Origin of the sequence: Epilithonimonas arachidiradicis (assembly GCF_003610695.1) — a bacterium.
Taxonomy (GTDB): domain Bacteria; phylum Bacteroidota; class Bacteroidia; order Flavobacteriales; family Weeksellaceae; genus Epilithonimonas; species Epilithonimonas arachidiradicis.
Genome location: NZ_RAQH01000009.1, coordinates 35,733 through 47,866 on the forward strand (window position 1 = coordinate 35,733; position 12,134 = coordinate 47,866).

Below are 12,134 nucleotides of genomic sequence, written 5' to 3' on the forward strand. Positions count from 1 at the left end.
TGTGTTTGTTAAAGTTAGTTGTTAAGTTTTTAAAGCTGATTGGTTACAAATTTTCCCCAATCGATGTTGATTTTTCCAGGCTTGTAGTCTTTAGCTTTTTCAATGGCTAGTTTTGCAGCGTGTTCCACAATCCATTGGAAATTTTCTTCCCCAACAGAGTTTCTGTCAGCATCCGGAGCCGGATTACAGAAATCAATCGCATAAGGAATTCCGTCTCTCACAGCGAACTCTACAGTATTGAAATCGTAGCCCAAAGCTTCGTTCATTTTAATGGTATAATCTGTAATGGTTTTTAATAATTTTTCTAGTTCTTTTCCTTCGGTTTGATGCGTGGTTGCATATCTCAAATGGTGCGGATTTCTCGGTTCATAAGGCATAATGTGAACGTACTTTCTGCCCAAACAATACACTCTATAATAATCCTCAAAAACAATCTCTTCCTGAACCATCATTACCAGTTGCTCTGTCTCTGCGTGTTTTGCCCACATATCTTCGGGATTTTCTACACGGTAGACATTTCTCCAACCGCCACCGTCGTGAGGTTTCATATAAGCTGGAAATCCAATATAGTTGAAAATATATTCCCAATCGTGAGGGAATTTCAGGTTTCTGAAAGAAGTTTCCGAAGTATTGGTTGGTCTTTCGTGTGAAGGCAACAAAACAGTTTTAGGTAATGGAATTCCAATTTTTGACATCAAAGCATTATTGAAAAATTTCTCATCCGCACTCCACCAAAATGGATTGTTGATAACATAAGTTCCGTTAACCGCCGCATTTTTAAGATAAGCTCTGTAGAAAGGAACGTCTTGCGAAATTCTGTCAATAATCACAGCATAACCATAATCTGCGCCTTGTTCCAATTTGTCAATTTGAACAGGTTCTGCAATATATTCTCCTTTTCCTAGTTCATTAACTTTATCAATAAAAGCCCAAGGAAAAGTATCTTCCATTCCAAATAAAATTCCAATTTTTTTTGCCATAATTTTGTTTTTTAAGGTCAGAAGTCCATTGTCGGAAGTCTGAAGTTTGTATGTTTATTTATTATTTGTTTTCCAAATGCCAAACTCGTTTCTTATTGTGTCGAGTAAATTTTTAAAAGCAATAAGCTCATCAATATTTTCAAAATGTTTTAAATAACCTTCAGGGTTGCTATAAAGAATTTTATTAAATTCTTTATTATTTTTTATCATTACTTCATATCCGATTCCGTCCATAATTGCTACACTCGAATAATTATCAATAAATTTTCCTTCTTCTAATTCAATTGTCTTACTTTTCTTGAACTTATATTGAATTGATTCCCATTTTGGTAGGTATAAAATGTCAGATTGTAATATTTTTAACCAAACAACATCAAGATTCGTCTGACTATTTAATTCTTCCATTTGTTTTATTGAGTCTGGAGATTTTTTTATAAGTTCAATTTTCCAAGTTGTATTTTCTTTTTCTTGATACATTCTAAATATTTGCCAACTATTGGTAAGAGCTGGTTTTAAATAAATTCTTAATTCTGAAAAATTTGCGATGCTATCAGGGATTTTAGCAATCTTATTAAGTGAATAATCTTGAGCAAAATTTTTAACTGATACCAATAAAAATATAAGTAATACTAAATTTTTCATTTTTGATTACCCGAAAAATCTTCCAATGAATGTCGGAAAAACCATTCTCCAAAGCACCCAATCGTGGTCTATCCATTTTTGCTCATCGTACCAATGATTGATTCCTTTTTCAGTTAAGATTCCTGCCATTTTTCTAGTTGGCTCCAAACAAATGTCACGGTCAGAGGTGCTGAGAACAATATGCATATGCTTATATTTCCAGGCTTCGTCATTTTTCACGAATTCGTCCGGGCAATTGAAATAAATCAGTTGGTCTTGATAACCGTCCATAAAATTCCTGATGTTAAAAGCGCCTGACAAACAGAAAAGATGCGAAACCAAATCCGGAAATCTGAACGCAAAATTAGCAGCGTGATAACCTCCAAAACTTGCGCCTGCAACAGCTACGCGATGTGTGTTGTGCGTTCTTTGGATGTAAGGAATGAATTCCTGAACGAGAAACTGAACGTACATCTCATAATTTCTGATTCTTTCGTAAGGAGAAATTCCTTTATCATAAAAACTGAATTTATCAATCGTCTGAACATTGAATAATTTTAAAATCCCATTGTTTGTGAAGTGTGAAATGCTTCCGTTCAAATGGAAATCGGCATTTTGAGTATAAGAACCTTGCGAAGTCGGGAACATAATAATCGGATAACCGAAATGTCCTGTAACTTCGACCTGAAGGCTCATTCCAAGAATGTGTGAATAATAATCTGTATGTGTTATTTGAGGCATTTGTATTTAGTTGCTAGTTATTTAGTTAATTAGTCTTCAGTTTTGAGTAAATCTTTATCATTAACAATTTATAATCGGACATTAACTCGTCGGTTTATCTTTCGGCGGAAGAATATTCAGAATCTGTTCCGTTACCAACTGAGCGGCTTCGTCAAGTCTTTGTTGGATTTTTTCTGCATTATCAGATTGGTAAACGATCCCGACGTGATAATCTATAGGTAAAAACTTTACAACCTCGGAAGTGTATAAAACTTTTGTCTCAGGATGTTTATCTTTTGCCAATGCAACGATTAATCCACCATATAACTTTTTATTTTCTTCTATTTTATAAGGAACATTATTCAGAAGTGCGTTTTCCAGTCTTGCCCATTCTCGCCAGATATTTACGCCTGTTGCCGCTTCTACCATATCCGGAATATGAGCACCTCCAACTCTTGATGAAGTTTCTAAAAAGTAGTATTGTCCGTCAATTCCTCTAATAAATTCACTGTGAGTTGCTCCATTTTGAATTCCGAATTTTGTCAAAACTTCTCTGTTGATTTGCTCCAAGCCTTTTACTTCTTCAGAATTTTTATCCAATGTTTTGGTTCTGAAAACACCACCTTCGTGAGAAACTTTCATTGGAGGAGATAGATATTTTGAAAAGCAAGAAAAGACAATCTCTTTATTATAAACCAAACAATCTACGTGATAAACATCGCCTGGTTTGAAAGCTTCTAAAAGGAATTTGTAACGTTCATCGCCAAGATTTTCCACAGCTGGCCAAAGCTCATCTGCAGAATTAATTTTTTTGATTCCACTTGCTGAAGCTTCAGAACGTGGTTTCAAAACCCAAGGTCCAGGAACATCCTGTGTGAACTGGTGAAGTTTTGCATCATTGAAAATGGAAGAAAATTCTGGAACAGAAATGCCGTTGTCTTTTGCCTGCTGACGCATTGCCAATTTATCTCGGAAATAACGATGCGTTGTCTGTCCCATTCCTGGAATACGGTAAGTTTCACGAATCATCGCTGCTTTTTCTACATCATAATCGTCTAAGGCGATGACCGCATCGATTTGATGATTCTTCATCAGGTAAGCAAATCCCTGAACCAAATGGTCAAGATTCCAAACTGAAGGCTCGAGCTCCGGCATATAATAAATCTCGTCTATGGCGTGCCAAGGCCAGGGTTTTTCTTTCAGGTTTTCTGACGTAATCAGAATGACTTTGTTGCCGAGTTTTTTGCACTCGTCCATAAAATCATAACCTTTGTAATAGCAAGAGATACAGACAATCGTTTTTTCCATATTCATATTTTTGTCGGAGGTCAGATGACTGATGTCCGATGATTTAATTATAATTTTCTATAAAGTCTAATAAAAGCTGAACGCCGTAACCTGTCGCTGCTTTATCTTTAGCATAACCAACATTTCCAAAAGCTACACCTGCAATATCCAGATGTGCCCAGTTTTCGTGTCCTTCAATGAATTGTTCCAAAAATTTTCCTGCAATAATGCAATCTCCAAAAGGCTTCATCGAAATGTTCTTAAAATCTGCAACATCCGAAGTGAAATCATCTTTCCAAATGTCCCAAAGTGGTAAATTCCAAAGACGTTGATTGGTTTTGTCTGCTGATTGTTCCAGCTTTTTCTTCAACTCATCATTATTGGAAAAATATGCACCGCAAGTGTGGCCAAACATTCTGACCGAGCTTCCAGTGAGCGTTGCCAAATCTATCAGAACATCGGTTTTGTAGTTTTTTGATAGATAAGAAAGTCCGTCTGCCAAAGTCATTCTGCCTTCTGCATCGGTGTCCAAGACTTCAATTGTTTTTCCGTTGTAAGCAGTTACTACATCACTAGGCAAATACGCCTTTTCAGAAACTGCATTGTCTGTGATTGGAAGAATTGTAATAATATTTACAGGAAGTTTAAGTTCCGAAGCCGTTATCAAAGCGCCAATAACAGCACTAGCACCACCCATATCGCTTTTCATATAATGCAGATTGGCGGAAGGTTTTATGGAAATTCCGCCTGTGTCGAACAACACACATTTTCCTACCAATCCGAAAGTTTTCGCATTTTCTTTTCCACAATTGTATTCCAAAATGGTGAAAGCAGCTTCCTGTGAACTTCCCTGATTAACTGCTACAAATGCGCCTAAACCTTCTTTGATCGATTCTTCTCTGTTGAAGACTTTATATTTTAAGCCATATTTTTCTGCCGTTGATTTCAGGAAATCTGAAATCTGATTCACTTTTTTATGATTAGCTGGTTTATTCAACCATTCCATTCCAGCGAATTGTCCATTGCAAAGTGCTTCCGTTTTTAAAGCTAAATTCTTCGCTTCTTCCTCAGAAATATTTTCAAAATGAAGTCCAAAATTCTCCTGCCAAAACGGATGCGATTTTTCGAAAGGGTAGAGGTAAGTTCCCAAAAACAAACCTTTTACAAATTCTTCTGTTAAATCTAATCCTAATTTTGAATTAACCGAAGTTGGAACTGCCTGCAGATTTTTCTTGTAATCATTCGCAAATTTGTTAGCAATAGCCTGAATTTCAAAACCTTTTGCATCTGTCCCGATTCCAATGAAAAAATTAATTTCATCTGAGTTTGTTTTGATGAAAACTTCGTTCTTTTTTCCATTGAAAAACACTTCAACATTCGGATGATTCGATTTTTCCTGTTCCCAATCGGCTTCGCTGAACAGGTATATGTTTTGAGTTGTTGATTCTTTTTTATTGTAAATTTTAATCATTTGCTTCGTTCTTTTCTAATTCATTTTTGACTTTCACAGGACTTTCCAGACTGTCTATGAAAAGCCATTCTACAGCTCGAGGAAACTCCTGAGACCAGAAAAATTCCTGATGTGTTCCTTGGTCATTGATGTTGGTTCTGACTTCAAAATCAAATGATTTCTGATTCGTTAATTTTTTCAAAACTTTTTCAAATAACCGGATTCTGCCGACCATTCGGGAGCCTTCTTTCTTACCACCATAGAGATAAACCTTTAGCTTGTAAGGGTTATCAAACCTTATCATCGGAAAATTATTTTCAGGCTCTACCCAAAGCGACGGTGAAAAAATCAACAATTTGGAATAAACTTCCGGATAAAGAAATCCGCCATAAATGCTAATCAATCCACCCAAAGAGCTTCCGCCAATTCCTGTATTTTCTCTATCTTTTTTAGTTCTGTAATTTTTGTCAATCCAAGGTTTCAAAGTATCAGTAATGAACCTCAGATATTTTTTACCTTCCGCATTTTTCGTTACATCTTCATTATCAAAAATATATTCCTTGATTCGGTCGTCGTTTCCGTGTTCAACAGCTATTACAATCAAATCTCCACGACCATATTCCGCAAGCAAAGCGAGTTTTTTATCGATTTCCCAATTTCCATATTCGGAACCGTCATTAAATAAATTCTGCGCATCCTGCAAATACAAAACCGGATAATCCTTCTCCGAGTTGTAATAATCGTAAGGCAAAAGCGCCCAGACTTTTCTTGTTCTGTCCAACTGGGGAATATAGAATTCTTCATCCACCAATTCCACAATCGGGAAAAATTCTTGTTTGAAAGGTCCCCAATTCAGTCTCCATTTTTCAACCTTATCGTGTGTTTTTTGTCTTTCTTTTTTTGTCTTTCTGTTCGGTGTGATGTTATCATATTTATCAATCTCGACATTTTCCCAGCCACCTTTTGTAAATTTATATTCTACTTCGTTATTTAATAATTCATCAGGAATATTGATGTGATAATTGTTGTCATCTATCTTTTCCAGTCTGAATTTTGAATCTTTCGGATTCCACTTGTTAAAATTGCCGGTAATAAAAATCGGTCGGTCATCATTATCTTCTGATGTCAGAAAAAATTCCATTTCGCTGTTAAATTCTTTTACTGTTTATAAATTTATAAAATTATTTCAATTAATGAAAAAATGTTGAGTATTTTTCTTTTAAAAATTGAGTTTATTAATGAATATTAATCTATTTTTTAAAATTATTGAATTAATGAAAATTGAACTTTTCGAAATAATAATCATAAATAATAAAAAAGCTTTCGAAGAATCACTCCGAAAGCTTGAATTTTTGTTTGAAAAACTGTAAAAATTATTCTGATTTTACAACCTCTGTTCTTTCAGAGATTCCGTTGGCATTAAAGGCCTCAATTTGAAAATAATAGGCATCTGTTCTATCTGCGCCGGTAAAGAAATATTCGTTCTTGCCGTAAACCATAATGCTTCCGTATAATTTATCAGGTGATTTTCCCCAATAGATGACGTAGCCATCAGCATCGGAATTTTGTTGCCATTTGAACCAAATGCTCCTTCTTTCGCCATACTTTTTAGGGTCAGCTCGCAGTGGAACGAAGTTTTGAACTTTCGCAGGTTTTGTTCCGGCACCTTTCCCAAAAACTCTGAATCCGCTTAATGCAAATTTTCCTGTAGGCATTTTTAGATTTTCCATTTTCAGGAATCTTGCTTTTGCAGGCGTTTCCAATTCGATATAATCGTGAGGGACGTCGGTTTGGTTTTTTGATTTATCGACAATCACTTTCCAGTTTTTCCCATCATTGGAACCATAGATTTTATACTGATGCATTTTTCCCAGTGTTTTTCCCATAAACTCTGCATCCTGATCCGCATAATTCACCTGAATCGCATTAATTGTGGAAACTTCTCCTAAATCTGTCTGAAACCATTCACCAGAATTTCCGGTTTTGGCTGACCAATAAGTTTTGATATCCTCATCCACTGCATAATTAGAATGATAACCGCCTAAAGTTGATGATACCTGAACAGGTTTATTATAATTCAATAACATCCAACCTGGGAATAAGCCTTTTGAAAAATCTTTTCCTTGGGCAAATTGTGGCAGAAGGGTCGGATAATCGCCGTAAGCAGTGTTGGTGTACATCACATCATCTTTATCAAATCCAGTTGGCCAAATTCCCAATCTTCTTTCAAAATTATTTTTGGTCGAGATGAAAATCGTGGAAACGTGCCACCAGTTTCCAAAATTATCCTGAAAAGTTGCCCCGTGTCCAGCGCCTCGAGCAAAACCTCCAGGTTTATAAGAAAACGGATTGTGCTGCTGATATTCAAAACCTTCTAATGGATTTTTTGAAACATAAACACCGTCAGAATAACCACTGAATTCCGTTGCTGGCGCACCATATTGAAGATAATATTTGTCTTTGTATTTGGTCATCCAGGCGCCTTCTACAAATGGTTGAAGAAAAACATTGTCATTGTATTCCCCAAATCTTTCCCAGCCGTGGTCTTCTGGTTTCAGTCTGATGACAGGCTTTACAAAACCTTCAGATTGTAAAGTTTTGGTTTTGACTTCGGTTCCCAAAAGAGGCCACTCGTTGCTTGAACCCCAATATAGATAGAGTTTATCTTTATCTTCATCATAATGAAAAGCGGGATCCCAAGCGCCAACTTTTAAAGTATCAACAGCGATTTTCCAATCGTCTTTTGTCGGATTGGTACTTTTCCAAATCGGGAAATCCTTTTCCCAGGTTGAGCCGAAAACGTAAAGTGTGTCTTTCATTGCCCAAACTGCAGGCGCGTTCAGGTCGTGCGTATATTTATTATCTAAAAGAAATTTTCTGTGAACAAATTTCCAATCCAACATATTGTCAGAATACCAGTATCCTTCCTGATTGGTTGAAAATAGAAACAGCTTTTTTTGAAAATTGACAATGACCGGGTCTGCCGTCGCACGGTGTTTTCCTTGTTTTGAAAACACTTCGAACGGTGTATAGCCATAATCGATGTTAATAGGGTTACAGTAGGTTTTTTGCTGTGCTGAAAATAATGATACAATAGATAATGAAACTATTGACAGTAATTTTTTCATTTAAAATTTATTTTAATTTCGAATATATTGAAAATTTAAAGAAATGCAATTTATTCTTTCCAATTTTCCATAATCAGGTCCAATAGAAAATCCGGACATCTTACAATTTTATTGGTTTCAGCATCCAGGAAAAATAGAGTGGTGGATGCTTCGGTAATTTTGACTTTATCTTCGTTGTAAATTTCATAATCAAACTCAATTTTAACACCCGGAATTTTTTTAACATAGGTGTGGATTTCCAAAAGTTGGTCATAAAGTCCTGGTCTGATGTACTTAATTTTATATTCGGAGACTGGAAGAAAAATGCCTCGCTTTTCAATCTCGTCATACGATATTCCAAGTGTGCGAAAAAGCTCCACTCTGGCGACTTCAAAATATTCTGCATAGTTTCCGTAATAGACATATTTCATTGGGTCTGTTTCTCCGTAACGTACTCTTATTGAGTGTGTTGTGTGTATCATTTTAAGTCGTTAATAATTCATACAAATATATTTTTAAATAATCAATAGCGAAAAAATTTTTTTATGAAAATTAATAATTAGATATTTGTCTTCTTCTAAAAAAACTAAAATCTTTACCGGAAATAGCAGCAGCAAAATGAACGAAAATTTAGTATTTATCTGGGATAGATGCCTTCAGTTTATGAGGGATAATCTGAACGCAGCGGAGGACAACACAGACCTCAAAAAGTTAGAAAATTCTTTCGACTTATTGTTTGATAAGGTTCAGCCAATTTCTTTGGTGAACAATAATCTGACGTTGCTGGTTCCTAGTGATTTTTACAAAGAATACATCGAGGACAATTACCTGTCTCTACTGTCTGCTGCGCTTAAAAAAAATATCGGTAAAGGGGTGAAATTGTGGTATTCCGTAATGGAAAACAAACCTGCAGGAAAAGAGAAACCAATTACAGTTAATGTAAAAGGTATTTCCACACAAGCACCGAAAATCCAAGAAGCAAGACCGGTTCTGAAAGAAAATAACGTGAATCCCTTTGTGGTTCCGGGAATCAAAAAAGTGAACATTGATTCTAACCTGAAAGCCGATCAGTCTTTTGATAACTTCGTAGAAGGCGAGAGCAACAAGTTTGCTTGTACTGTTGCGAAATCGATTGCAAAAAGACCAGGTTCCACAGCTTTTAACCCATTATTTGTTTACGGTGGTTATGGCGTTGGAAAAACACACTTAGCTCAGGCTATTGGTCTAGAAGTTAAGGCTTCTTTTCCAGAAAAAGTGGTTTTATACCAATCTTCAGAAAAATTCATTCAGGATTTTGTGAAGGCGGCTAAGTCTCAGAACAAAACAGATTTCCAGAACTATTATCAGATGATTGATGTTTTGATTATCGATGATATTCAGTTTTTATCTGGGAAGGCGGCAACACAGGACAGTTTTTTCCATATTTTTGATTATTTGCATCAGAATGGGAAACAGATTATCCTGACTTCTGATAAAGCGCCCGCTGATATTCTGGATACGCAGGAAAGAATTATTTCCCGTTTCAAGTGGGGGCTTTCTGCAGAAATCAAATCTCCGAATTTCGAGACGAGAAGAAAAATAATTGTTGATAAATTAAGCAGAGACGGTATCGAATTAACGGATGATATGCTAGATTATCTAGCGTCAGAAGTTAAAACGAATGGCGTAAGAGAACTGATCGGGGTTGTGAACGCCGTAATCGCTTACTCTACTGTTTACAAATCTGATTTCAGTCTTGATCTATTAAAAGACACCATCAATAAGTTAGCGACGACTCAGAAGAAAACCATCAACATTCCTTATATCCAGGAGATTGTTTGCGATTATTTCGGAATCCAGAGAGAGCAGTTGTTATCTAAAACAAGAAAAAGAGAAATTGCTTTACCAAGACAGTTAGCAATGTATTTCGCAAAAGAATATACGAATGCAACATTTACCAAAATTGGTGAAGAAATGGGCGGAAAAGACCATTCAACCGTGATGTACGCTTGCGACACCATCCGGGATGTTTCTAAAATTGATAAAGAGTTGAAGAAATACATCAAGGACCTCAAAGAAAAAATTGCTCAATAATAATTAAAGTCTGAAAATTTTCAGACTTTTTTATTTTATATCAAATTCGGGCTTCGTCTTTCCAGAAGAATCGTGTCTCGCCAGATTTCGTCGATTTTTGAAATCTTTTCCCGAAAGCCAACTTTTCTAAAGCCAGACTTTTCATGAAGCTTCAGACTTGCTTCATTTTCAGGAAAAATGCTGGACTGTAAAGTCCAAATTCCATTGTTTTCACTTTCAAAAATTAAAATTTTCATAAGTTCAGAAGCTAATCCCAATCCATTAAAATCTGGATGAATGTAAACACTGACTTCTGCAACGCCGGAATAATTATAACGTGTAGAAACAGGATTTAGAGCAATCCAACCTACAATTTTACGTTCTATTTCTATTACAAATCTGGAATGCTGAAGGTGAGCTTTATCCCATTCTTCCCAAGATGGGACCACAGTATTGAAAGTTGCGTTTTTAGTTTCGATTCCGAATTTGTAGATTTCCAAAACATCAATCTGATGCTTTGGCAGTAAAGAATTGATTAAAAATTTCATCAGAGATTTTCTTTTACGAAATTAAAACAATAATTTTTGATTTGTTTTCTAACTTTTCTAAATTCTGTCATTATTTCTTCTTCAGTCCCAGTAGCTTTTGCCGGGTCAGGAAAATTGTGGTGAAATTTTATAGCTTTTGAAGGAAAGAAAGGACATCGCTCTTTGGCGTTATTACAAACAGTGATAACAAAATCAAAATCGATACTTCTATATTCTTCTATTTTGTTAGAGGTGTGATTGGAAATGTTGATTCCGTCTTCCTTCATTGTCGCAATCGCTTTCGGGTTCACACCGTGGGTTTCTAAACCGGCACTGTAGATTTCAGCATTTTCTTTTGCAAAATGTCTTAGATAGCCTTCTGCAATTTGACTTCTGCAACTGTTTCCCGTACAAAGTACCAAGATTTTTTTACTCATATTTTCTAACTTTTAATTCTAGCAACATCCAGAATTTGGAGTACAGCAAGTTGGCTTGTTAGATCGTGATGCAAGATTTATCTTTTGCTTTTCTGCGGGAATCCCACACGCATTCTGAGCTAAACAAACTGTTGTTTTGTTTTTCAGTATAAACTGAGTTCCATTAAAATCCAAATCATATTTCCCGATAGTTTCGTTTTGATATTCCACTTCGATTTCAGAATTTTCTATGCCCAGTTTTTCTTCCGAAAGTCTGATGATGTTAAGTAACTTATTCGGTTTTAAACGATGTTCATAATCATCCGCATTCCAAAGTTGGAAATTCACAATCTTCTCATTTCGAATAGTTCCACCACAATCAATGAAGTTTTTATGAATGATTCCGACTTCGGTAACGTGAAAATGTTCAGGTACGAAATTTCCATTTTCTAATTGAAATTCTACATTTTCCAGTGTTGGAAGAATCTCTTTGATTTGTTCAAGAGTCATATTAATAAGATTTTAAATTAATTATTTTTGTTTATTGTAATATTGCGATGTTTGTTTTCAAAAAAATGCTTAGCAACATTTTTCTTTAGAAACGGTTTCGATGACTTTTGAAAAATAAGAATTTATGATTTCGATGGTCTTTTCGTCAATACAATAACAAATCGAATTTCCTTCAATATTTCCTTTGATGATTCCCGCATTCTTCAATTCTTTAAGATGTTGAGAAACCGTTGGTTGGGCAAGCGGAAGCTCATTCACGATGTCTCCGCAGATGCATTCGTTAACTTTCATCAGATATTCGATAATGGCAATTCTTGCAGGATGTCCAAGCGCTTTTGCAATGTTGGCAATTCTGTTTTGTTGTTCTGTGAAATGTTCAGTTTTTGTTGCTCCCATTTTTATAATTTAATATTGCAATATTACGATTAAAATTTAATTGTCAGTTATATTTTGGAATTAATTTT

Annotated in this window: 13 protein-coding genes; 1 reads left to right on the top strand and 12 read right to left on the bottom strand. The window is 35.4% G+C overall.

Translation table 11 applies throughout. From position 1 onward, the window contains the following. Positions 1-29: 29 nt before the first annotated feature. From BXY58_RS13625 to BXY58_RS13660, 8 genes are all read right to left on the bottom strand, one after another. A complete protein-coding gene (locus tag BXY58_RS13625) occupies positions 30-980 on the bottom strand; it encodes an ATP-grasp domain-containing protein (RefSeq protein WP_120214418.1) in 951 nt (316 codons plus the stop codon). 54 nt (positions 981-1,034) lie between these two features. After that, on the bottom strand, positions 1,035-1,622 hold the full coding sequence (locus tag BXY58_RS13630) for a hypothetical protein (RefSeq protein ID WP_120214419.1): 588 nt from the start codon (positions 1,620-1,622) through the stop codon (positions 1,035-1,037). Between the two features lie 6 nt (positions 1,623-1,628). Beyond that, positions 1,629-2,342, bottom strand: a complete 714-nt coding sequence (locus tag BXY58_RS13635; RefSeq protein WP_120214420.1) for an alpha/beta hydrolase-fold protein — start codon at positions 2,340-2,342, stop codon at positions 1,629-1,631. Between the two features lie 81 nt (positions 2,343-2,423). Then, a complete protein-coding gene (locus tag BXY58_RS13640; RefSeq protein ID WP_120214575.1) occupies positions 2,424-3,629 on the bottom strand; it encodes an ATP-grasp domain-containing protein in 1,206 nt (401 codons plus the stop codon). Between the two features lie 43 nt (positions 3,630-3,672). Then, complete coding sequence (locus tag BXY58_RS13645; RefSeq protein ID WP_120214421.1) at positions 3,673-5,079, bottom strand: M17 family metallopeptidase; 1,407 nt, start codon at positions 5,077-5,079, stop codon at positions 3,673-3,675. Then, positions 5,072-6,199: an alpha/beta hydrolase-fold protein gene (locus BXY58_RS13650; RefSeq protein WP_120214422.1), complete on the bottom strand. Its 1,128-nt coding sequence runs from the start codon at positions 6,197-6,199 to the stop codon at positions 5,072-5,074. Before BXY58_RS13650 ends, BXY58_RS13645 begins: the two co-directional genes overlap by 8 nt. A 232-nt stretch (positions 6,200-6,431) precedes the next feature. Beyond that, positions 6,432-8,186: a discoidin domain-containing protein gene (locus BXY58_RS13655; RefSeq protein WP_120214423.1), complete on the bottom strand. Its 1,755-nt coding sequence runs from the start codon at positions 8,184-8,186 to the stop codon at positions 6,432-6,434. A gap of 50 nt (positions 8,187-8,236) precedes the next feature. Further along, complete coding sequence (locus BXY58_RS13660) at positions 8,237-8,647, bottom strand: acyl-CoA thioesterase (RefSeq protein WP_120214424.1); 411 nt, start codon at positions 8,645-8,647, stop codon at positions 8,237-8,239. Positions 8,648-8,783: 136 nt separating this feature from the next. On the opposite strand from BXY58_RS13660, the gene dnaA reads away from it, so the two are divergent. After that, on the top strand, positions 8,784-10,238 hold the full coding sequence (gene dnaA / locus BXY58_RS13665; RefSeq protein ID WP_120214576.1) for a chromosomal replication initiator protein DnaA: 1,455 nt from the start codon (positions 8,784-8,786) through the stop codon (positions 10,236-10,238). 35 nt (positions 10,239-10,273) lie between these two features. Here the strand turns inward: dnaA and BXY58_RS13670 are convergent, their stop codons facing one another. The 4 genes from BXY58_RS13670 to BXY58_RS13685 all read right to left on the bottom strand — a co-directional run bounded on the left by BXY58_RS13670 (position 10,274) and on the right by BXY58_RS13685 (position 12,066). Beyond that, complete coding sequence (locus BXY58_RS13670; RefSeq protein ID WP_120214425.1) at positions 10,274-10,765, bottom strand: GNAT family N-acetyltransferase; 492 nt, start codon at positions 10,763-10,765, stop codon at positions 10,274-10,276. Beyond that, positions 10,765-11,181, bottom strand: coding sequence for an arsenate reductase ArsC (locus BXY58_RS13675; RefSeq protein WP_120214426.1), 417 nt, complete (start codon positions 11,179-11,181; stop codon positions 10,765-10,767). The genes BXY58_RS13670 and BXY58_RS13675 overlap by 1 nt, the downstream gene beginning before the upstream one ends. Before the next feature lie 18 nt (positions 11,182-11,199). Then, entirely contained in the window at positions 11,200-11,670 is a 471-nt protein-coding gene (locus tag BXY58_RS13680) for a DUF6428 family protein (RefSeq protein ID WP_120214427.1), read from the bottom strand. A gap of 69 nt (positions 11,671-11,739) precedes the next feature. Next, a complete protein-coding gene (locus BXY58_RS13685) occupies positions 11,740-12,066 on the bottom strand; it encodes an ArsR/SmtB family transcription factor (protein ID WP_120214428.1) in 327 nt (108 codons plus the stop codon). Positions 12,067-12,134 lie beyond the last annotated feature (68 nt).

Bases quoted from the DNA above. Each gene is read 5' to 3' on its own strand.
- BXY58_RS13625 (WP_120214418.1), bottom strand. From the start codon at position 980: ATGGCAAAAAAAATTGGAATTTTATTTGGAATGGAAGATACTTTTCCT.
- BXY58_RS13630 (WP_120214419.1), bottom strand. From the start codon at position 1,622: ATGAAAAATTTAGTATTACTTATATTTTTATTGGTATCAGTTAAAAAT.
- BXY58_RS13635 (WP_120214420.1), bottom strand. From the start codon at position 2,342: ATGCCTCAAATAACACATACAGATTATTATTCACACATTCTTGGAATG.
- BXY58_RS13640 (WP_120214575.1), bottom strand. From the start codon at position 3,629: ATGGAAAAAACGATTGTCTGTATCTCTTGCTATTACAAAGGTTATGAT.
- BXY58_RS13645 (WP_120214421.1), bottom strand. From the start codon at position 5,079: ATGATTAAAATTTACAATAAAAAAGAATCAACAACTCAAAACATATAC.
- BXY58_RS13650 (WP_120214422.1), bottom strand. From the start codon at position 6,199: ATGGAATTTTTTCTGACATCAGAAGATAATGATGACCGACCGATTTTT.
- BXY58_RS13655 (WP_120214423.1), bottom strand. From the start codon at position 8,186: ATGAAAAAATTACTGTCAATAGTTTCATTATCTATTGTATCATTATTT.
- BXY58_RS13660 (WP_120214424.1), bottom strand. From the start codon at position 8,647: ATGATACACACAACACACTCAATAAGAGTACGTTACGGAGAAACAGAC.
- dnaA (WP_120214576.1), top strand. From the start codon at position 8,784: ATGAACGAAAATTTAGTATTTATCTGGGATAGATGCCTTCAGTTTATG.
- BXY58_RS13670 (WP_120214425.1), bottom strand. From the start codon at position 10,765: ATGAAATTTTTAATCAATTCTTTACTGCCAAAGCATCAGATTGATGTT.
- BXY58_RS13675 (WP_120214426.1), bottom strand. From the start codon at position 11,181: ATGAGTAAAAAAATCTTGGTACTTTGTACGGGAAACAGTTGCAGAAGT.
- BXY58_RS13680 (WP_120214427.1), bottom strand. From the start codon at position 11,670: ATGACTCTTGAACAAATCAAAGAGATTCTTCCAACACTGGAAAATGTA.
- BXY58_RS13685 (WP_120214428.1), bottom strand. From the start codon at position 12,066: ATGGGAGCAACAAAAACTGAACATTTCACAGAACAACAAAACAGAATT.